The sequence below is a fragment of the Dokdonia genika genome (genome assembly GCF_042652845.1).
Classification (GTDB): Bacteria; Bacteroidota; Bacteroidia; order Flavobacteriales; family Flavobacteriaceae; genus Dokdonia; species Dokdonia donghaensis.
The window spans coordinates 279,602-298,658 of record NZ_JBHSHB010000012.1; the positions used below are offsets into that span (position 1 = coordinate 279,602).

General features: G+C 37.9%; 22 protein-coding genes. 6 read left to right on the plus strand and 16 right to left on the minus strand.

Annotated features, from left to right (window positions below; genetic code table 11):
- Nucleotides 1-7: 7 nt before the first annotated feature.
- The 15 genes from rplN to rpsL all read right to left on the minus strand — a co-directional run bounded on the left by rplN (nt 8) and on the right by rpsL (nt 8,565).
- Nucleotides 8-376 carry a 50S ribosomal protein L14 gene (gene rplN, locus ACFO5T_RS08195; protein WP_089373242.1) on the minus strand — a complete coding sequence of 123 codons (369 nt, stop codon included), beginning with the start codon at nt 374-376 and terminating at the stop codon, nt 8-10.
- The gene (gene rpsQ, locus ACFO5T_RS08200) at nt 376-633 is read right to left on the minus strand and encodes a 30S ribosomal protein S17 (RefSeq protein WP_013751331.1); all 258 of its coding nucleotides are present in this window, start codon (nt 631-633) and stop codon (nt 376-378) included. Before rpsQ ends, rplN begins: the two co-directional genes overlap by 1 nt.
- 11 nt (nt 634-644) lie before the next feature.
- Nucleotides 645-833, minus strand: a complete 189-nt coding sequence (gene rpmC / locus ACFO5T_RS08205) for a 50S ribosomal protein L29 (protein WP_035327559.1) — start codon at nt 831-833, stop codon at nt 645-647.
- Nucleotides 834-844: 11 nt separating this feature from the next.
- Nucleotides 845-1,267, minus strand: a complete 423-nt coding sequence (rplP, locus tag ACFO5T_RS08210; protein WP_035327557.1) for a 50S ribosomal protein L16 — start codon at nt 1,265-1,267, stop codon at nt 845-847.
- Between the two features lie 22 nt (nt 1,268-1,289).
- Entirely contained in the window at nt 1,290-2,009 is a 720-nt protein-coding gene (gene rpsC / locus ACFO5T_RS08215; RefSeq protein ID WP_035327555.1) for a 30S ribosomal protein S3, read from the minus strand.
- Between the two features lie 4 nt (nt 2,010-2,013).
- Nucleotides 2,014-2,424, minus strand: coding sequence for a 50S ribosomal protein L22 (gene rplV, locus ACFO5T_RS08220; RefSeq protein ID WP_380033503.1), 411 nt, complete (start codon nt 2,422-2,424; stop codon nt 2,014-2,016).
- 6 nt (nt 2,425-2,430) lie between these two features.
- Nucleotides 2,431-2,712, minus strand: a complete 282-nt coding sequence (rpsS, locus tag ACFO5T_RS08225; protein WP_035327551.1) for a 30S ribosomal protein S19 — start codon at nt 2,710-2,712, stop codon at nt 2,431-2,433.
- Between the two features lie 6 nt (nt 2,713-2,718).
- A complete protein-coding gene (gene rplB / locus ACFO5T_RS08230; protein ID WP_035327549.1) occupies nt 2,719-3,543 on the minus strand; it encodes a 50S ribosomal protein L2 in 825 nt (274 codons plus the stop codon).
- A 9-nt stretch (nt 3,544-3,552) separates the two neighbouring features.
- Nucleotides 3,553-3,843, minus strand: a complete 291-nt coding sequence (rplW, locus tag ACFO5T_RS08235; RefSeq protein ID WP_035327547.1) for a 50S ribosomal protein L23 — start codon at nt 3,841-3,843, stop codon at nt 3,553-3,555.
- Between the two features lie 6 nt (nt 3,844-3,849).
- Nucleotides 3,850-4,479, minus strand: a complete 630-nt coding sequence (gene rplD, locus ACFO5T_RS08240) for a 50S ribosomal protein L4 (protein WP_035327545.1) — start codon at nt 4,477-4,479, stop codon at nt 3,850-3,852.
- Nucleotides 4,479-5,090 carry a 50S ribosomal protein L3 gene (rplC, locus tag ACFO5T_RS08245; protein WP_035327543.1) on the minus strand — a complete coding sequence of 204 codons (612 nt, stop codon included), beginning with the start codon at nt 5,088-5,090 and terminating at the stop codon, nt 4,479-4,481. The genes rplD and rplC overlap by 1 nt, the downstream gene beginning before the upstream one ends.
- A 151-nt stretch (nt 5,091-5,241) precedes the next feature.
- A complete protein-coding gene (gene rpsJ / locus ACFO5T_RS08250) occupies nt 5,242-5,547 on the minus strand; it encodes a 30S ribosomal protein S10 (RefSeq protein WP_013073266.1) in 306 nt (101 codons plus the stop codon).
- Nucleotides 5,548-5,558: 11 nt separating this feature from the next.
- On the minus strand, nt 5,559-7,685 hold the full coding sequence (fusA, locus tag ACFO5T_RS08255) for an elongation factor G (protein WP_035327540.1): 2,127 nt from the start codon (nt 7,683-7,685) through the stop codon (nt 5,559-5,561).
- 3 nt (nt 7,686-7,688) lie between these two features.
- The gene (gene rpsG / locus ACFO5T_RS08260; RefSeq protein ID WP_035327538.1) at nt 7,689-8,165 is read right to left on the minus strand and encodes a 30S ribosomal protein S7; all 477 of its coding nucleotides are present in this window, start codon (nt 8,163-8,165) and stop codon (nt 7,689-7,691) included.
- A gap of 25 nt (nt 8,166-8,190) precedes the next feature.
- Nucleotides 8,191-8,565: a 30S ribosomal protein S12 gene (gene rpsL / locus ACFO5T_RS08265; protein ID WP_013751318.1), complete on the minus strand. Its 375-nt coding sequence runs from the start codon at nt 8,563-8,565 to the stop codon at nt 8,191-8,193.
- Nucleotides 8,566-8,754: 189 nt separating this feature from the next.
- On the opposite strand from rpsL, the gene ACFO5T_RS08270 reads away from it, so the two are divergent.
- The 6 genes from ACFO5T_RS08270 to rlmB all read left to right on the plus strand — a co-directional run bounded on the left by ACFO5T_RS08270 (nt 8,755) and on the right by rlmB (nt 18,221).
- Nucleotides 8,755-10,440, plus strand: a complete 1,686-nt coding sequence (locus tag ACFO5T_RS08270; protein WP_380033508.1) for a BamA/TamA family outer membrane protein — start codon at nt 8,755-8,757, stop codon at nt 10,438-10,440.
- A gap of 121 nt (nt 10,441-10,561) precedes the next feature.
- The gene (locus ACFO5T_RS08275) at nt 10,562-13,807 is read left to right on the plus strand and encodes a SusC/RagA family TonB-linked outer membrane protein (RefSeq protein WP_380033510.1); all 3,246 of its coding nucleotides are present in this window, start codon (nt 10,562-10,564) and stop codon (nt 13,805-13,807) included.
- A 25-nt stretch (nt 13,808-13,832) separates the two neighbouring features.
- On the plus strand, nt 13,833-15,515 hold the full coding sequence (locus tag ACFO5T_RS08280; protein ID WP_380033512.1) for a SusD/RagB family nutrient-binding outer membrane lipoprotein: 1,683 nt from the start codon (nt 13,833-13,835) through the stop codon (nt 15,513-15,515).
- Nucleotides 15,516-15,534: 19 nt separating this feature from the next.
- On the plus strand, nt 15,535-16,521 hold the full coding sequence (locus tag ACFO5T_RS08285; RefSeq protein WP_380033514.1) for a hypothetical protein: 987 nt from the start codon (nt 15,535-15,537) through the stop codon (nt 16,519-16,521).
- 179 nt (nt 16,522-16,700) lie between these two features.
- Nucleotides 16,701-17,402: a hypothetical protein gene (locus ACFO5T_RS08290; RefSeq protein ID WP_380033516.1), complete on the plus strand. Its 702-nt coding sequence runs from the start codon at nt 16,701-16,703 to the stop codon at nt 17,400-17,402.
- A gap of 84 nt (nt 17,403-17,486) precedes the next feature.
- Nucleotides 17,487-18,221, plus strand: coding sequence for a 23S rRNA (guanosine(2251)-2'-O)-methyltransferase RlmB (gene rlmB / locus ACFO5T_RS08295; RefSeq protein WP_035327527.1), 735 nt, complete (start codon nt 17,487-17,489; stop codon nt 18,219-18,221).
- Here the strand turns inward: rlmB and ACFO5T_RS08300 are convergent.
- Nucleotides 18,216-18,992: a rhomboid family intramembrane serine protease gene (locus tag ACFO5T_RS08300; RefSeq protein WP_380033553.1), complete on the minus strand. Its 777-nt coding sequence runs from the start codon at nt 18,990-18,992 to the stop codon at nt 18,216-18,218. The two genes, rlmB and ACFO5T_RS08300, sit on opposite strands and share 6 nt — an antisense overlap.
- Nucleotides 18,993-19,057 lie beyond the last annotated feature (65 nt).

The window sequence follows — 19,057 nt, forward strand, 5'->3', positions numbered from 1 at the left end:
CTCTGTATTAAAGCACCTCTGGTGCTAATGATACAATCTTCATAAACTGTTTGTCACGAAGCTCTCTTGCTACTGGTCCAAATACACGAGTACCGCGCATCTCACCTTGAGCATTTAAAAGAACACAAGCATTATCATCAAAACGGATATAAGATCCATCTGGACGACGCACTTCTTTCTTAGTACGCACAACTACTGCTGTAGACACGGCACCTTTTTTAACCTGGCCATTAGGTGTTGCATCCTTTACAGATACAACAATCTTGTCTCCTACAGAAGCATATCTTCTCTTAGTACCTCCTAATACACGGATAGTCAAAACTTCTTTTGCTCCTGTATTGTCTGCTACTTTTAATCTTGATTCTTGCTGTAACATTACTTCGCTCTTTCAATGATTTCTACTAGTCTCCAAGTCTTAGATTTACTCATAGGACGTGTTTCCATTATCCTAACCGTATCTCCTTCGTTGCAGTCGTTTGTTTCGTCGTGTGCTACATACTTCTTCGTTTTTAAAACGAACTTACCATACATAGGGTGCTTTACTTTTTTAACTTCGGCAACAACGATAGATTTTTGCATCTTGTTACTAGTTACTACACCAACACGCTCTTTTCTTAAATTTCTTTTTTCCATCTTAAGCAGCGTTATTGTTCTCTTTTAGTTAATTCAGTTGCAATTCTAGCGACTGTACGTCTCATAGAACGCAATTGAATAGGATTGTCAAGTGGAGAGATAGCGTGAGCCATCTTAAGATCCATATAAGATCTCTTTGCTTTACCAAGCTCTTCTTGCAATTCTGCTGTAGATAATCCTTTTACCTCTGATTGTTTCATAGTACTCAAATTTATTCAGCTGAAAAATCTCTAGCTACGACATACTTAGTTCTCACTGGTAATTTCTGAGCCGCAAGACGTAATGCCTCTTTTGCAACTGGCTCAGGAATACCTCCTAATTCGAACATAATGCGTCCTGGTTTTACAACTGCTGCCCAATATTCTACAGCACCTTTACCTTTACCCATACGTACCTCTAGAGGTTTCTTTGTAATAGGCTTGTCCGGGAAGATCTTAATCCAAAGAGTTCCTTCCCTTTTCATATAACGTGTTGCTGCAATACGAGCTGCTTCTATTTGTCTCGCAGTTACAAAAGCTGAGTCTAATGATTTTATACCGAACTGGCCATTAGAAAGCGTGTGCCCTCTTTGTGCTAGTCCTTTCATACGACCCTTCTGCTGCTTGCGGAATTTTGTTTTTCTAGGCTGTAACATTTTTTACTGTCTTTTTAAAAAATTACTTTCTACGACGTGGTCCTCGGTTATCCTTACGACCTCCGCCACCTTTAGACTTACTGTTTTGAAGTCCAACTAAAGGAGAAAGCTCTCTCTTGCCATATACTTCACCTTTCATAATCCATACTTTAACACCCAGTCTACCGTAAGTAGTGTGAGCTTCAACTAAAGCATAATCTATGTCGGCTCTAAAAGTTGATAAAGGAATACGTCCATCTTTATAAGACTCTGTACGTGCCATCTCTGCACCGTTCAGACGTCCAGAAATCTGGATCTTAATACCCTCCGCATTCATACGCATTGCAGCCGCAATTGCCATCTTTATTGCACGACGGAAAGAAATTCTTCCTTCTATCTGACGAGCAACACTCTGACCTACTAGAAATGCATCTAGCTCTGGACGTTTGATTTCGTGGATATTAATTTGTACTTCTTTACCTGTGAGTTTCTTAAGCTCTTCTTTTAACTTGTCTACTTCCTGACCACCTTTCCCGATAATGATACCAGGTCTTGCAGTAGTAATAGTAACGGTTACAAGTTTAAGCGTACGCTCAATGATAACTCTTGACACACTAGCTTTACTTAAACGAGCGTGAATATAACGTCTAATCTTATCGTCTTCGGCAAGTTTATCACCGTAGTCATTACCTCCGTACCAGTTAGATTCCCATCCTCTGATTATTCCAAGGCGATTTCCGATTGGATTTGTCTTCTGTCCCATCTAATTAATTGCTTTGTGTGTTATCTTTTGCTCCAAGAACCACTGTTACGTGGTTAGAACGTTTTCTTATTCGGTGCGCGCGACCTTGTGGTGCTGGACGTAGTCTTTTTAACATTGTTCCAGAATCAACCTTGATCTCTTTAATAAAAAGATTTGCATCTTCGATACTTGAGTCTTCATTCTTTGCTTCCCAGTTTGCAACTGCAGAAAGAACTAATTTCTCAACTTTACGTGATGCTTCTTTATTACTAAATTTCAATAACTGAAGTGCTCTTTCCACTTGCGTTCCTCGTACCATATCTGCTACAAGACGCATTTTACGTGGAGAGGTAGGGCAGTTATTCAATTTCGCGAAAGCGATAGACTTGTTAGCCTCTTTGCGACGATTTGCCGCTTCTTTTTTACGAACTCCCATCTCCTGTTATCTTTTACCTTTATTTTTCTTATCAGCTCCGTGTCCTCTGTAAGAACGCGTAGGTGAAAATTCTCCTAGCTTATGACCTACCATATTCTCAGTAACATATACTGGTACAAACTGGCGACCATTATGTACTGCAATAGTTTGCCCCACAAAATCTGGAGTAATCATAGAAGCTCTAGACCAAGTCTTTATGACAGTCTTTTTATTGCCTTCTACGTTTGCAGCAACTTTCTTTTCTAACTTATAGTGAACGTAAGGTCCTTTTTTTAATGAACGTGCCATATCTTATTATTTCTTTCTACGTTCTACAATATACTTATTACTCGACTTCGTCTTAGAACGCGTTCTGAAACCTTTAGCAGGTACACCATTACGGTTTCTAGGGTGACCTCCAGAAGACTTACCTTCACCACCACCCATAGGGTGATCAACAGGGTTCATCACTACTGGACGTACACGTGGACGACGACCTAACCAACGGCTTCTACCAGCCTTACCAGATACAAGTAACTGATGATCACTGTTAGACACAGCTCCTATTGTAGCCATACACGTTGCAAGAATCAATCTTGTCTCACCTGAAGGTAACTTTACAGTTGCAAATTTACCATCACGAGCCATTAACTGAGCAAATGCTCCAGCCGAACGAGCCATAACAGCTCCCTGACCTGGACGTAACTCTATACAAGAGATTATAGTACCTAATGGAATATCTGAAAGTGGCATCGCATTACCAATCTCTGGCGCTACATTAGACCCAGAAACTAAGTTCTGACCTACCTGAAGACCGTTTTGAGCAATGATATACCTCTTTTCTCCATCTTGATAATTAAGAAGTGCAATAAACGCAGTTCTATTTGGATCATACTGGATAGACGCAACAGTTGCAGGAACTCCTTCTTTGTTACGTTTGAAATCGATAATACGGTAACGCTTCTTGTGACCTCCACCTACTTGGCGGATTGTCATTTTACCCGTATTGTTTCTACCACCTGAGCGTTTTTTCGGAGCCAAAAGGCTTTTTTCCGGCTTATCAGTTGTAATCTGGTCGAAACCATTTACAACTCTAAATCGCTGCCCAGGAGTGATAGGTTTTAATTTTCTTACTGACATTTTGTTGTCTTAAATGTTGTTATAAAAATCTATTGTATCACCTTCCGCCAGCTGTACAATTGCTTTCTTAATAGCATTTGTTTTACCAGAAAGAACACCAGACTTCGTATAACGAGACTTGCGATCCGGGCGGACATTCATTGTGCGAACTTTTTCAACTGAAACACCATAAGCAGCTTCTACCGCTTTCTTAATTTCAACCTTATTTGTTCTCATACTAACTTCAAAAGTATAGCGATTCATTTCCTCACTATCTTTTGTCGCTTTTTCTGTAATAACAGGTTTTATTAAAATACTCATCGTGTCTTATTTTGCTAAGTTTGCCTCAACACCTTCTAAAGAACCCTCTAAGAATACAACATTGTTTGCATTCATAATACCGTAAGTGCTTAATTCTGAGCTTTTTACGACTTTTGAGGCCTTTAAATTGCGCGACGACAAATATACATTATTATTTGACTCTCCCAACACTATTAGTGACTTTTTATTTTCTAAGCCTAAGGCTTTCAAAACGTTCACAAAATCTTTTGTTTTTGGAGCGTCAAAATTGAAGTCTTCTATTACAGTGATTGCGTTATCGTTAGCCTTCATTGTAAGTGCAGAACGACGTGCAAGTCTCTTTAATCCTTTATTTAATTTGAAAGAGTAATTTCTCGGTCTTGGTCCGAACATACGTCCTCCACCTTTAAAAACACCAGACTTGATACTACCCGCACGAGCTGTACCTGTTCCTTTTTGTTTTTTGATCTTACGAGTAGATCCTGCGATCTCTGCTCTTTCTTTAGCCTTGTGCGTACCTTGACGTTGGTTTGCAAGAAATTGCTTAACGTCTAAGTAAACAGCGTGCTTGTTTGGTTCAATTCCAAAAACAGCATCAGAAAGGTCTGCCTTTCTCCCTGTTTCTTTTCCTTTTATATCTACAACTGCTACCTTCATTACTTCTGAATGATTACATAAGCATTTTTGTGACCAGGAACACATCCTTTCACTACAAGTAGGTTCTTCTCAGCTACTACTTTCAATACTTTAAGATTTTGAACTTTTATTTTGTCACCACCCATACGTCCTGCCATACGCATTCCTTTGAATACACGTGCAGGGTAAGATGCTGCTCCAATAGAACCAGGAGCCCTAAGACGGTTATGTTGACCGTGAGTCGCTTGACCTACACCGGCAAAACCGTGACGCTTTACAACCCCTTGAAATCCTTTACCTTTTGAAGTTCCCGATACATCAACAAACTCTCCTTCAGCAAAATGATCTACAGTAATTGCATCTCCCAATTTAAACTCTCCTTCAAATCCTTGAAACTCGACAACTTTACGTTTAGCAACAGTTCCTGCTTTTTTGGCGTGGCCAGTAGCAGCTTTGTTTGCCTTTTTAACGTCATCGAAACCAAGTTGAAGGGCTTCATACCCGTCAGTTTCTTTGGTTCTGACTTGGGTGATAACGCAGGGACCTGCTTCAATAACTGTACAAGGAATGTTCTTCCCGTTCTCGTCAAAGATGCTAGTCATACCTACTTTCTTTCCGATTAACCCAGACATATTTATAAATATTAATTATTAAAATTCAATTCAAAAAACAAGGCCGAACACGTTCGACCTTGAATGTGTGTTTTCCGTTTTTCCCTCGCGCGCAGCTCAGGACAAGTTAGTGCGGTTATTATTTACGCTTTCGCGAAAGCGTAAACTCCTATCACACCTTAATCTCTACCTCTACTCCAGATGGTAATTCTAACTTCATTAAAGCATCAATAGTCTTTGATGAAGAAGAATAGATATCAAGTAAACGCTTGTAAGAGCTAAGCTCAAACTGCTCACGAGATTTCTTGTTTACGTGTGGAGAACGTAATACAGTAAAGATTTTTTTATGTGTTGGAAGCGGAATAGGTCCAGTTACTACAGCACCTGTCGTCTTCACAGTCTTTACGATTTTCTCAGCACTCTTATCTACTAAGTTGTGATCGTAAGATTTTAGTTTTATTCTAATTTTTTGACTCATTTCCTTAGTAATTATTCGTTTGTACCTTTTGAGGCAGCGATTACTTCTTCTGCAATATTAGAAGGAGTTTCTGCATAGTGCGAGAATTCCATAGTTGAAGTCGCACGACCAGATGAAAGCGTACGTAACGTTGTTACATATCCAAACATCTCAGAAAGTGGCACCGTAGCTTTTACTGTCTTTGCACCTGCACGGTCTCCCATATCAGATACTTGACCACGACGACGGTTAAGGTCACCTACGATATCACCCATATTTTCTTCTGGAGTAATAACTTCAAGCTTCATAATAGGCTCCATTATAACAGCTTTTGCAGCTTTTGCAGCGTTCTTAAATCCAAGCTTTGCAGCAAGTTCGAAAGAAAGTTGATCAGAATCTACATCGTGGTAAGATCCATCTGTTAATGTTACTTTCATAGCATCAACCTCATAACCTGCAAGAGGTCCATTTACCATTGCCATTTTGAATCCTTTTTCTACAGAAGGAACAAATTCTTTTGGTACGTTACCTCCTTTAATAGTAGATTCAAACTGTAATCCTTCAGCGCCTTCTTCTGCTGGTTCAAGTGTAAATACGATATCTGCGAATTTACCACGTCCACCAGATTGCTTTTTATAAGTCTCTCTGTGCTGTGCTTTTTGAGTAATAGCCTCCTTGTACTCAACCTGTGGCTGACCCTGAGAAACTTCCACCTTAAACTCACGCTTAAGACGATCTACAATAATATCTAAGTGAAGCTCACCCATTCCAGATATAATAGTCTGTCCTGATGCCTCATCTGTTTTTACTTGGAACGTTGGATCTTCTTCAGCAAGTTTTGCTAAAGCCATACCTAACTTATCAACATCTGCCTTAGTTTTTGGCTCAACAGCGATACCAATTACTGGATCTGGGAAGTCCATAGATTCAAGAACAATTGGGTTCTTTTCATCGGACATTGTATCTCCAGTCTTAATATCTTTAAATCCTACTGCTGCTCCAATATCTCCAGCCTCGATAAAATCGATAGCATTTTGCTTATTAGAGTGCATTTGATATATACGTGATATACGCTCTTTTTTACCTGAACGGTTATTTAAGATATATGATCCAGCATCTAGACGACCCGAGTAAGCACGGAAGAATGCAAGACGACCTACAAAAGGATCTGTTGCAATTTTAAACGCTAGAGCAGCAAATGGCTCTTTTACGTCTGGCTTACGTAACTCTTCTTTTTCTGTATCTGGGTTAATCCCAACGATACCATCTTTATCTGTAGGAGAAGGAAGGTAACGACATACTGCGTCAAGAAGGAATTGAACTCCTTTATTCTTAAAGGCAGATCCACATATCATAGGGATAATCGCCATATCCATTACAGCAGCACGAAGTGCAGCGTGAACCTCCTCTTCTGTAATAGAATCTTCATCTTCCATAAATTTCTCAAGAAGGTTTTCATCATATGTTGCAACCTCCTCAATAAGCATAGCTCGATACTTACGAGCTTCCTCTTTCATATCTTCAGGAATGTCAATAACGTCAAACGTAGACCCCTGAGTTTCATCGTGCCATACAATTGCACGGTTCTTCACAAGATCAACAATACCTTTAAAGTCACCCTCGTCACCTATGTTTAAAACGATAGGCACAGCGTTTGACTTCAACATATCCTTAACCTGCTGACAAACAGCAAGGAAGTTAGAACCTTGACGGTCCATCTTGTTTACAAAACCTATTCTAGGCACTTTATAATTATCTGCAAGTCTCCAGTTAGTTTCTGACTGAGGCTCAACACCATCTACAGCACTAAAAAGAAATACTAATCCATCAAGAACACGTAAAGAACGGTTAACTTCTACCGTAAAATCAACGTGACCAGGAGTATCAATAATATTAAAGTGATAGTCTTTAGTTTCTGGAAGAGGCTTAGCGTTCTCCATTGGGAACTTCCAAGTACAAGTAGTTGCAGCAGAGGTAATTGTAATACCACGCTCCTGCTCTTGCTCCATCCAGTCCATCGTTGCAGCACCATCGTGAACCTCACCGATTTTATGACTTACACCCGTATAATAAAGTATACGCTCTGTAGTAGTGGTTTTTCCAGCATCAATGTGAGCCGCAATACCAATATTTCTAGTAAATTTTAAATCTCTTGCCATTTCTTAGAATCTAAAGTGTGAGAATGCTTTATTTGCTTCTGCCATTTTGTGTGTATCAACACGCTTTTTAACAGCAGCACCTTCTTCTTTTGCCGCAGCCATAATCTCTGCAGCTAGCTTTGCAGCCATAGACTTCTCATTTCTCTTACGAGAAAAGCTAATTAACCACTTCATCGCAGTAGAGATCTTACGATCTGGACGAATTTGGTTTGGTATCTGATAAGTTGCTCCTCCTACACGACGACTACGCACTTCTACGTGAGGCATTACGTTAGATAAAGCATCTTTCCACAGCTCTAAAGCTGTTTTTTCTTCATTTGTATTCTTTTCTTCTACGATGTCAATTGCATCATAAAATACTTTAAAAGCTGTAGACTTCTTACCACTCCACATCATCATATTAACGAAACGAGTTACTAACTGATCGTTAAATTTTGGATCTGGAAGAATAGGTCTCTTCTTGGCCTGTTTTTTTCTCATTACTTCTTCTTAAAGTGTTGTTGATTTACTTCTTAGGGCGTTTTGCACCATATTTAGATCTCGATTGCGTTCTTCCTGCAACACCAGCGGTGTCTAAGGCTCCACGTACAATATGATATCTAACTCCTGGCAAATCTTTTACCCTTCCACCTCTTACCAATACTATCGAGTGCTCTTGTAAATTGTGACCTTCTCCTCCGATGTATGCATTCACCTCTTTACCATTTGTTAAACGAACACGCGCAACTTTACGCATAGCCGAGTTTGGTTTCTTAGGTGTAGTCGTGTAAACACGAGTACATACGCCGCGGCGTTGTGGGCACGATTCAAGGGCCGCCGATTTACTCTTCTTGGTAATCTTGGTTCTTCCTTTACGTACTAATTGTGAAATTGTTGGCATAATTTCTTTCTACCTAATTGTTAATTTACTTAATATACCCATTTTAAGGGTTGGCAAAAGTATGAAATTTTTCTCAGCCATCAAATAGCAGCTTGCTAATTTTTCAAAAAAGTTCTGAATACCAAAAAACTAACATACTTTAGCAACCGAAAAACACGTTACCAAAACAACCATAAATCCATCCATTTTTTGAAGACCCACATATCATTACTTACACTATTTGTCTTCACCATTACGTTAAGTGGTCAAAATTCAGGTTCAAAACTACTCCTACTACTAGAAGGAGAGAATAAGGAAGAAACTAAATTACTTAATACAATACCACACACTAAATCTTTTACCGAAGCTGCTTTACTCTATAACGAGTTAGACAGCATCGCAAACCAACTCATTACAGAAGGCTATTTTGATATTGAAAAAACAGTCCAACAGAGCAATAACATCTACACGGCAACATTCTCACTAAACACTAGGTACGATTCACTAACTCTTGACATTTCAAAACAACCCATTCTAAAAACTTATATTAAGGAGACAGCCTACACCATAGATAATGATATTCTAATTATAGAAACCGCTTTCGCGAAAGCGCTATTAGAGCAACTAACAACAATTGCCGCAAACAATGGTGATCCGTTCGCAAGCTTTCAAATAACAGAACTCACAAAAACCAATAACATCATAAATGGTAGACTAGAAGTAACATCTAATCAACAACGAAAAATAACCGATGTGATTTATAAAGGATATTCAAATTATCCAACTACGTTTTTAAACAGCATAACAAAAAAAGTACTCAACAAAACCTACAACCAAGAAAAGCTGAATACCATAAACGATGAGCTACGCAGTTTACGTTTTATAAGTACAACTAGAAAAGCTCAAGCTCTTTTTAAAAAAGATAGCACCACCGTTTTTTACTACATTAAAAAAGTAGATCAAAATCAATTTGACGGTTTTATTGGTTTTGCATCAAACGAAGACAATACTTTAAGACTAGATGGCTACCTAGACCTACAACTCATAAACAACTTTAACTACGGTGAAGAACTATCACTTAACTACAAATCTGACGGGGAGGATCAATCACAACTTAAAATAAAAGCATCACTACCCTATATACTAAAGACACCCTTAGGAATAGAAAGCTCACTCTCCATCTTTAGAAAAGATAGCACATTCTCAACTACAGATATAAACATTCAGGCATATTACCACCCGACTACTAATCACAAAATCTCAACAGGATACAATAACATAACATCAGAAAACCTTCTCACCATTCAAGAAACAGAACAGGACGTAGCAGACTTTAAGACCACAACAGTATACCTGGAATACCAGTATACCAAAAGAAACAACGACTATTTCTTCCCTATAACCACGCAATTTCATTTTCAAACTAATTACGGAACTAGAATTGCGAATATGACAAAAACACCACAGACCCAAATTTTATTAAAAATGAAAAGGATTTTTAATTTTAATAACAAAAACTCAATCTATATTTCTGGATCTTTTAACAGTTTGTTTTCTGAAAATTACATCACAAACGAACTATTCAGACTAGGAGGAATTACTTCTATAAGAGGCTTTGAAGAGAACAGCATCTTTGCAAATCTCTCTGGCATCATAAACACAGAATATAGATTAAAACTAAGTAATAGCCTATACATCAACACAGTTACAGATGGTGGGTATGTTGAAAATAATATTGCAAATGAAAAGAATTACCTGTTAAGCCTAGGAGCAGGAGCGGGAATACGCACTAAGGCAGGACTACTGCAAATCAATATTGCAAACGGAAAATTTAACAATTCCGCATTAGACTTCTCAAACACAAAATTACATCTAATTCTTGCCGTACGCTTTTAAATAAAGGGATTAACACCATTTACAAAGCGTTAAAAAAAAACTAAATTTTAGGAACTATTAGTTGTGTAATTAACTTTTTATTGTGATTTTTGGCATTGGCTAATTCAAATAATTTATAAAAATGAAAACAAAGTTTAGTGGAATTTTAACGCTATTGCTAGCGTTTGTAGTGCAAGTTTCGTTTGCACAAACAACAGTTTCCGGAACTGTTACTGAAGACAATGGTCCTTTGCCTGGTGCAAATGTCATTATCAAAGGTACTTCTACGGGAACTCAAACCGATTTTGACGGAAATTACTCAATTCAAGCGAGTCCATCTGATGTACTTGTCTTTAGTTTTGTTGGTTTCGCAACACAAGAGGTTACAGTAGGAAATCAATCAACAATTAATGTAGCTCTTGCTGCAGACAATGCCTTAGACGAGGTAATTGTAACTGCACAAGGTGTTAAGCGTGAGAAAAAAGCGCTTGGTTATGCAGTAAGTGAGGTTGCTTCTGAAGAAATCGAAGGACGTACGGAAGGTGACGTTGCTCGTGTACTTTCAGGAAAAGCTTCTGGTGTACAGATTACATCACAGAGTGGTGCTTCTGGATCTGCAACAAACGTAGTAATACGTGGTTATACTTCTATTAACGGAAGTAACCAGGCATTATTTATTGTAGATGGTGTACCTTTTAGTAGTGATACTAACTCTCAAGGAAGTTTTTTAAATGGAAACAACGGTTCTTCTCGTTTCTTAGATCTTGATCCAAACAACATTGCTAGCGTAAACGTTCTTAAAGGACTTGCTGCTGCAACGCTATATGGTACAGCAGGACGTAACGGGGTTATCGTTATTACTACAAAGTCAGGTCAAAGTGGAGCTGGCGGACCTAAGAAAACTGAAATCACAATCAACCAGTCTTACTTTGTTAATGAAATCGCTTCATTACCAGATTACCAAGACAAGTTTGGTGGAGGTTTTGACCAGTCTTTCGGATGGTTCTTCTCAAACTGGGGTCCAGCTTTTGAAGCAGGTGGTGTTGCAGGTTACTTAAATGAGCCTTCAGGACAGATAGACGAAAACGGTACAGTAGCTCACCCATATTCAACTACGGGTGCAGATATTGGAGAGACCTTAAGAACAGAGTTTGCAGATCAACGTTACGAGTACAGACCTTATAATAACGTATCTCAGTTCTTCCGTACAGGTGGTGTTTCTAACACTTCTATAAACATTAACGGTGCATCTGAAGATGGTAAAGTAAACTACAACTTAAACTACGGTCACTTAGAGGATAAAGGATTTATCCCTGGAAACCAATTACGTAGAAATAACCTTTCTGTAGGTGGTAGAGCACAGTTATCTAATAAGTTTACAATCTCAGGAACATTAAACTTCTCTAGAACTGATTTCTCTTCTCCTCCAGTAGCTGCATCTCGTGGTAATGGTACTTTAGGATTCTCAGTATTTGCAAATGTATTCTTTACACCTCGTAACGTAGACTTAGCAAACTTACCATTCACAATTCCTGAAACAGGAGGAAGTGTTTACTACCGTCAAGGTAATGACATTAACAACCCTAACTGGATTGTACAAAATGCAAAAAACACACAGTTAACAAACCGTGTATATGGAACATCTACTTTACAATACGCAATTAGTGATAATCTTAACTTACAATATCGTGCAGGTGTAGATTTCTACAATGAGCGTAACGTAAGCTACGTAAATAAAGGCGGAGTTTTAGGTGCAACTGTTGATGATATTAATGGTGAATATAACACTTGGGATAACAACAACAGAATCTGGGATCACTACTTAGCATTAAGTGGAGATTACGATCTTTCTGAGAAAATAGGTTTAACGTTCATTACTGGAGCAACATCAAGATCTGTTGAATTTGATCAACAAGGTGTAGCTAGTACAGGACAACTTGTTTTTGGTGTACAGAGACACTTTAACTTCTTAGAGCAAGCTCCAATCCAATTTACATCTTACCAAAACATCGTAGGTGTATTAGGACAAGCAGATATAGATTATGACAATATGCTTTTCCTTACGCTTGCAGCTCGTAATGATTGGGTTTCTAACCTACCAAAAGAGAACAACTCACAGTTATACCCATCTGTAAGTGTATCTTTCTTACCTACTACTGCATTTGATGGTCTTAAAGGTGATGGACTTAATTACTTAAAAGTAAGAGCTGGTCTTGGTACTTCTGCTGGTTTCCCTGGTGGTTTCCCAACAGTAAATACTGTTAACCAATTTACAAACCAATACATTGATCAAAACGCTGGTGGTGGTAACACTACAACTAACAGTGTAAGTAACTTCCAAGCTAATCCTGATCTTAAGCCAGAACTTATCTCTGAATTTGAAGTTGGATTTGATGCTCGTTTTCTTAAGAACAGAGTAAGCTTAGATTTCTCTTACTTTAACAGATCTACTGATGATCTAATCGTATTTAAACCATTACCTCCATCAACTGGATTTACTTCTACACAGAGTAATATTGGTAAAGTTGAAGGTGACGGATTTGAAGTTGATTTAGGTGTTGACATCTTCCAAAGCGAAAATGATGGATTCAACTGGAACTCTAGAGTTAACTTTACAACAAGTGAGCAGATTGTAACAGAACAAGATGATGACCAGATTCTTTATGCTGGATCTACTGACCCAGTACTTGGAGCGAATGCTGCAATTAGAGGTGAGCAATTAGGTGTTATCGTTGGTACTAGAATCTTAAGAGATGATGATGGTAACTTTGTTGTAAATGGTGCTGGTAACTATGTTGTTCAAGATAACGTTATACTTGATGATGGTCGTAGTATTACACCAATTATTGGTAACCCTAACCCAGATTATGTATTAAACTGGATTAACTCATTATCTTACAAAAACTTCAATCTTGGTTTCCAAGTAAACCATACAAAAGGTGGAGATATTGCATCTTCTACAATTGGAGTATTATTAGGACGTGGTCTTATTACAGAAACTGAAAACCGTGAGAATACTTATATTCTTCCAGGTGTTCAAGCTGATGGTTCTGAAAACCAAGTACAAATTAACAATTCTCAGTACTACTTCAACAACGTACTTTTCGGCCCAAAAGAACTTCAAGTATATGATGCTTCTGTTCTTAGATTACAAGAAGTTTCTTTAGGATATTCTTTACCTAAAAAATTCTTAGAGAAAACACCATTTGGTTCATTTAGCGTTACAGCTAGTGGATTCAACCTATGGTATGACGCTTATAACACTCCAGATGGAGCAAACTTCGATCCTAACGTAGCAGGTGTTGGAGTTGGAAATGGTCGTGGATTTGATTACATCAACGGTCCTTCTTCAAAACGTTATGGAGTAAGCGTAAAAGCATCATTTTAATTAAAAGATATATAAAAATAGAATTATGAAAAATACATTTAAGTTCATAATGGCTGTTGTTATAGCTGGTTCATCTCTCTTCTATTCTTGTGAAACCACAGAATTAGAGTTAGTAAATGATCCTAACAACTTAACACCAGACCAGGCAGATCCTAATTTTCTGCTAAACTCGGTTCAACTGAACTACCAATTGAATGCACAGACATTCAATGGTAACGGTGGAGCACTAACCAGAATTCAATATTTTGGAAATAGAAACTACTTTGCTGGTTTAACTGGAGGTACTTTAAATGGTGCTTGGACTCGTACATATGCAGGAATGCTTGTTGATGTAAGAACTCTAGAAGATTTAAATGCAGATCCATCATTAGACCTTCGTTTCCAAGTTGGAACAGGTAAAATAATGTTAGGACACTCACTACTTTGGCTAGTAGATTTTATAGGAGATATTCCTTTTGATGAAGCGTTTAATCCTACAGATTTTCCAAGTCCAAATGTTCAAGATGGAGCTTCTGTATACGAAGCGGCTAAAAATCTAGTTTCAGAAGGAAGCGCTACTCTTACTGCTTTAAATAATGATCTTACAGAATCTGAAGGTGATGTAAATACTGCGGTTGAAGATCTATTTTATGATGAAGATATTTCAAAGTGGTTAAAAGCAGCTAACACTATCCTAATGAAAGCAGCTATTACAACTGGTGATCTAACTACCTTCAATGCTATCGTTGCTGATGATAACTTTATTAGTTCTACTGAAGATGATTTAGAATTCAAATTTGGATCTAACTTATTAAACCCAGATAACAGACACCCAGATTATGCTAATGATTACACTCCTTCTGGAGGTAACTTATACCGTTCTAACTGGTTAATGAACTATATGTCTGAGACTAATGACCCTAGAATTAGATATTACTTCTACCGTCAATCTGATTGTACTCCAGGTGCTGGATGTCTTCCAGAAGGTAATGGAGAGACTTTATCTTGTTCTTTAGAGACTCCTCCTCCTCACTATGCAGGATTTACGTATTGTTTCTTAGAAAACGGTTACTGGGGTAGAGATCACGGTGATGATGACGGTACTCCTCCTGATAACTTCTTAAGAACTGTAACAGGTGTATATCCTTCTGGTGGACTTTATGACCAAGCAGAATTTGGTAGTGTTTCTCAAGGCGCTGGTGGCGGTGGAGCTGGTATCGAGCCAATCATACTTGCTTCTTATGTAGACTTCTGGAGAGCAGAAGCGGCACTTGTTGCTGGTGATGCTGACGGAGCTGCTGATTTTATTGAAGCAGGTTTAACAAAGTCTATTGCTAAGGTTCAAACATTTGGAGCTCTTGATGCAACTAATGATGGTTCTACTGAACCTTCAGATGTTGTTGTTGGAAACTTTATTAGTGATATCGTAGCTGACTTTGACGCAGCAGATATGACTGGAAAGTGGAATATTTATGCACAACAATACTGGGTTACTCTTTATGGTGGAGCTGCTGAATCTTATAACTTCTACAGAAGACAAGGATTCCCAACTACGCTTCAACCAAACTTAGAGGCTGATCCTGGTAACTTCCCAAGATCATTCCCATATGCATCTTCTGAAATTGTTGCAAATCCAAATATTAATCAAAAGCCAGATCAGAATATACAAGTATTCTGGGACACGAACCCACCATCTTCACCGAACGGAGGATTCCCGGCTTCGAACTAACATTTAAAAAAATATAAAAATGAAAAATATATTAAAATTTGCCTTCGCTGGAGCCATTCTTTTTGGAATGGCCTCTTGTGAGGACGATGAACAAAACACCACCGATTTTGTACAAGAGTCAGTTACTCGTGGTGCTGTACTTAGAACTTTAGACCTTCAAAATGACCTGCCGCTTACAGCAGCAGGTGCTGAAGTTGCTAACTTCTCAGTGAGTTTAGAAGAGCAAGATGCATTCGAAGGGGATTTACTTCAAAGTGTAGATGTTTACGTTACTTTCGCTGACAATACTCCTGGTCCAGATTCTGATAGTTCTGGAGCTATAACAGACGAAGTTTTTATTGAAAACGTTGATGCTTCAGCTTTTGTAGATGGTCCGTTTGGATTACCAAGAACAGAACTATTATATAGTTTTGATGAATTAAGAGCGCTTACTAATATTGCATCTGAAGATCAGTTAACAGGTGGAGATACCTTTACTATCCGTTTAGCACTAAACCTTACTGATGGAAGAGTATTTTCTGCAGATAATGCTGGAGGTATTATTACAGGTGGTTTCTTTTCTTCTCCTTTTCAATATGTAGCAACTGTATCTTGTCCAGTTCCTGCTGATTATTTTGTTGGAGATTACTTACTTGAGAAAACAAGTACACAATCTAGTGCTTTTGGAGAAGCTTGGGGAACTGAAGTTGTAACAGTAGAAGGTACTGGAGCAGTTAGAGGTTTTGATTTTACTTACTTCCCAGGAGCGTTTGACTTTGGACAGCGCCTTACAATAATGATGAATTGTGGTGAGTTTATTGTATCTGGAACTTCATTAGCTGGAACTTTAGGATGTGATGGAACTACTATTGAGCAAGCTCAAGGTGATGTTACTCCTTCTCCTTATTCTCAACTATTCACACCTGGTGATGATGATGTTATAGAACTAAGTTTTGAAGATTTCAACGGTGATGCAGGTTGTGGTACTGGTAGTTATGTAGTAACTCTTCAGTTAACAAAGCAATAGATTTATATTCTTAAGAATATTATTATATATTAAAAGCTCCGCTCTGCGGAGCTTTTTCTTTTTAAATCTCTTCCTTACTTTTAAACAAAATTAAATCCATATCTAAACTTTACACAATCGTGCTAAACCCATACAATACATATAACCTAAAACCTCTCTCATACTTCTGTTTAATAATTATGGCTCTGAGTTTATGGTCTTGTAAAAATCCAGATACCAGAGTTACCCTAGACGATCTAGTATTACACTATGGTGGTGAAAAATATTATAATTCTACAATCTCGTACACAGTTAACAATTTTAAATACGCAGTAGATAGAGATGGCTACAGAGTAGGACTATCGTTAATAGAATCGAATCGAGAGGATGATCAATTAAAATCTATTCTTGAGAATGGCATTTTAAGTGAATACTTAAATGATTCATTAAGGAATGTGGATAGTGATAATTATTTAAAAAAGTCTCATTTATCTAATTTCACCTACAGCAATTCAATACCATTTGTACTCACATCAAACGATATGGAAATTGACTCGGTTGGATTTATTACAAAAGGCACAAATAAATACCAGTTCATTAAAGTAAAAACCAAATTTGTAAGAGATATTGACATCAATGAATTCTACCTCTATATAGATCCTACTACAAAGGATATTATGTATGTAAGTCAGAAATTTGTAACAGAAAGTAAAGTTCCCCGAATTAAAAGATATTATAATCATAGAACAATAAATGGGATACGTTTTGCAGATTACACACAATTTGTTGCAAAAGAAGATACTATTGACACGCCAGATCTTATAAAATATTTTAATGCTGAAACATTAAAACCTTTTAGTGAGATTAAGTTTGAAGATATTGAGGTTATATTTAAAAACTAACTATTACATAAAGCCAGCAATGACATCAAAATAAACTGTAACTTTGCGCTCCTAATTTTATCGCTATTAATAATTACTTAAACTATGGAAAAAACACTACAAATACACGGAACGCGTGCAATCATAGAAGCGATAGAAGCAGGTAAAGAAGTAGATAAAGTTTTTCTACAGAAAGGACTTCACAACTCACTACTGAGCGAACTGAATACACTTATCAAGAAAAATGGGATACAAACCTCTTTTGTACCTATTGAAAAACTTAATAAGCTTACACAACTCAACCACCAAGGTGCTGTTGCTACAATATCTCCGGTTAAATATCACGACTTTGAAGAACTTGTGAATAGAACGGTAGAGAGTGGAGAAACACCATTATTTATTTTGCTTGATCAACTCTCAGATGTACGCAACTTTGGTGCAATTATACGTACTGCAGAGTGTACAGGAGCCCACGGTGTAATAATACCAAAAAAAGGAGGCGCTCCCCTCAATGGTGTTGCTGTAAAAACATCTGCTGGTGCAGCATTTAGTATGCCTATTGCCAAAGTAGATCATATAAAAGATGCTATTTACTACCTGCAAGGATCAGGAATTCAAGTTGTAGCTGCAACTGAAAAAACAGACAACACTCTCTACGACGTAGATTTTAAAGAACCTACTGCAATAGTAATGGGACGTGAAGATAGCGGTGTATCACCAGGTGTACTTAAAATTGTGGATCATCAAGCAAAACTCCCTCTTAAGGGCTCTATTGCCTCTTTAAATGTTTCGGTTGCCTGTGGAGCCTTTCTTTATGAAGCGGTGAGACAACGCTTATAAGTCTTTCTGAGGGACATCCAGAGCTTGCGCATCATCACCGTCGTTACTTACAAAGTGATAAATAATTGTATAAGAGTCTGCCTCTGTGTCAATTTTTGGATCAGGGGGTAATTCAAAGAAGTTTCCATCTTCGTCAAACTGCCTCATAAAAGGATCATCTGCCTCATTATAATCAGGTTCCTCCCAAGCATATGTAATGGGTTTTGGTACGCTTTCGCGAAAGCGTAATGCAATCAAAGCACCAGCTATGAACCCAGAAAGATGACCCTCCCAAGAGATATTTTGGCTCGTAGGCATCGTGCCCCATATTAAACTCCCATATAAAAAAACCACAACAAGTGAAAGTGCTACTAATCTATAGTGCTTAGCGAGTATACCTTTAAAAAATAAGAAAGCCACGAGCCCATAAATAACGCCGCTCATACCAATATGATAAGAGGTGCGACCTATTAACCAAGTTCCTAAACCACTTAGAAACACTATTAAAACTAGAACTTTCCAAGAAATTGTTCTATAAAAATAGAAAAGGGCGGTACTTAAAACTAATAGCGGTGTTGTATTGTGCCACAAGTGCTTTATACCACTATGTATGAATGGTGAGAAAAGGACACCTCTTAATCCCTTAAATGTTCTGGGACGTACGCCCCATTGCGTAAAATCTAATCCAAATTTTATCTCGACCCAAAATACAAACCAGATGATGAGCACAAAAAGCAACGGATACCCCACTACTCCATTATAGAATTTAAAATACGAAGATTCACTATCCATAAGCGCAAGCTTTGCCTCAAGAAAGCAATTTTGTGACCATAGTGTATCTAGATGAAAGATTGTCA

Excerpts from the sequence above, each read along its gene's own strand:
- rplN (WP_089373242.1), bottom strand. The coding sequence starts at position 376 with ATGTTACAGCAAGAATCAAGATTAAAAGTAGCAGACAATACAGGAGCA.
- rpsQ (WP_013751331.1), bottom strand. The coding sequence starts at position 633 with ATGGAAAAAAGAAATTTAAGAAAAGAGCGTGTTGGTGTAGTAACTAGT.
- rpmC (WP_035327559.1), bottom strand. The coding sequence starts at position 833 with ATGAAACAATCAGAGGTAAAAGGATTATCTACAGCAGAATTGCAAGAA.
- rplP (WP_035327557.1), bottom strand. The coding sequence starts at position 1,267 with ATGTTACAGCCTAGAAAAACAAAATTCCGCAAGCAGCAGAAGGGTCGT.
- rpsC (WP_035327555.1), bottom strand. The coding sequence starts at position 2,009 with ATGGGACAGAAGACAAATCCAATCGGAAATCGCCTTGGAATAATCAGA.
- rplV (WP_380033503.1), bottom strand. The coding sequence starts at position 2,424 with ATGGGAGTTCGTAAAAAAGAAGCGGCAAATCGTCGCAAAGAGGCTAAC.
- rpsS (WP_035327551.1), bottom strand. The coding sequence starts at position 2,712 with ATGGCACGTTCATTAAAAAAAGGACCTTACGTTCACTATAAGTTAGAA.
- rplB (WP_035327549.1), bottom strand. The coding sequence starts at position 3,543 with ATGTCAGTAAGAAAATTAAAACCTATCACTCCTGGGCAGCGATTTAGA.
- rplW (WP_035327547.1), bottom strand. The coding sequence starts at position 3,843 with ATGAGTATTTTAATAAAACCTGTTATTACAGAAAAAGCGACAAAAGAT.
- rplD (WP_035327545.1), bottom strand. The coding sequence starts at position 4,479 with ATGAAGGTAGCAGTTGTAGATATAAAAGGAAAAGAAACAGGGAGAAAG.
- rplC (WP_035327543.1), bottom strand. The coding sequence starts at position 5,090 with ATGTCTGGGTTAATCGGAAAGAAAGTAGGTATGACTAGCATCTTTGAC.
- rpsJ (WP_013073266.1), bottom strand. The coding sequence starts at position 5,547 with ATGAGTCAAAAAATTAGAATAAAACTAAAATCTTACGATCACAACTTA.
- fusA (WP_035327540.1), bottom strand. The coding sequence starts at position 7,685 with ATGGCAAGAGATTTAAAATTTACTAGAAATATTGGTATTGCGGCTCAC.
- rpsG (WP_035327538.1), bottom strand. The coding sequence starts at position 8,165 with ATGAGAAAAAAACAGGCCAAGAAGAGACCTATTCTTCCAGATCCAAAA.
- rpsL (WP_013751318.1), bottom strand. The coding sequence starts at position 8,565 with ATGCCAACAATTTCACAATTAGTACGTAAAGGAAGAACCAAGATTACC.
- ACFO5T_RS08275 (WP_380033510.1), top strand. The coding sequence starts at position 10,562 with ATGAAAACAAAGTTTAGTGGAATTTTAACGCTATTGCTAGCGTTTGTA.
- ACFO5T_RS08280 (WP_380033512.1), top strand. The coding sequence starts at position 13,833 with ATGAAAAATACATTTAAGTTCATAATGGCTGTTGTTATAGCTGGTTCA.
- ACFO5T_RS08285 (WP_380033514.1), top strand. The coding sequence starts at position 15,535 with ATGAAAAATATATTAAAATTTGCCTTCGCTGGAGCCATTCTTTTTGGA.
- ACFO5T_RS08290 (WP_380033516.1), top strand. The coding sequence starts at position 16,701 with ATGGCTCTGAGTTTATGGTCTTGTAAAAATCCAGATACCAGAGTTACC.
- rlmB (WP_035327527.1), top strand. The coding sequence starts at position 17,487 with ATGGAAAAAACACTACAAATACACGGAACGCGTGCAATCATAGAAGCG.
- ACFO5T_RS08300 (WP_380033553.1), bottom strand. The coding sequence starts at position 18,992 with ATGGATAGTGAATCTTCGTATTTTAAATTCTATAATGGAGTAGTGGGG.